The sequence below is a fragment of the Noviherbaspirillum galbum genome (genome assembly GCF_010974945.1).
Lineage (GTDB): Bacteria > Pseudomonadota > Gammaproteobacteria > Burkholderiales > Burkholderiaceae_D > Noviherbaspirillum > Noviherbaspirillum galbum.
This window is the reverse complement of sequence record NZ_JAAIVB010000017.1, coordinates 1-546: the sequence shown is the minus strand read 5'-3', so window position 1 is coordinate 546 and position 546 is coordinate 1. Positions and strand designations below refer to the sequence as shown.

At 63.7% G+C, this 546-nt stretch carries 1 protein-coding gene; it reads left to right on the top strand.

Features of this window, described 5'->3' with window-relative positions:
• A partial coding sequence (locus tag G3574_RS06900) for a branched-chain amino acid ABC transporter permease (protein WP_163961404.1) occupies positions 1-546 on the top strand: 546 nt, incomplete at both ends.

Here is a 546-nt window from a genome sequence, read left to right as displayed (position 1 = left end):
CTTTTCCATCGCGCCCTTCTTCGGCGACAACTTCATCCTGATGCTGCTGGCCGGCGTGGCGCTCAGCGCCATCTTCGGCTATGTCCTCGAATGGCTGTTCTTCAGCTACCTGTACCAGCGTGACCACCTGCAGCAGGTGCTGATGACCTATGCGTTGATCCTGGTGTTCGAGGAACTGCGCAGCATCCTCGTGGGCAACGACGTGCATGGCGTCAAGGTGCCAGCCTGGCTGTCGGGCGGCGTGCCGCTGGGCGACATCATGACCTACCCGGTGTACAACCTGTTCGCCTCGGCGGCCTGCATCGTGGTGGCCATCGGCCTTTACCTCGTCGTTAACCGCACCCGCCTGGGCATGATGATCCGCGCCGGTGCCAGCAACCGCGACATGGTGCGCGGCCTGGGCATCAACATCCGCCTGCTGTATCGCATCGTATTCGCAGCGGGCGTGGCGCTGGCGGCGCTGGCCGGCATGATCGCCGCGCCGGTCGCATCGGTCTATCCCGGCATGGGAGGGAATGTCCTCATCGTCTGTTTCGTGGTGGTGGT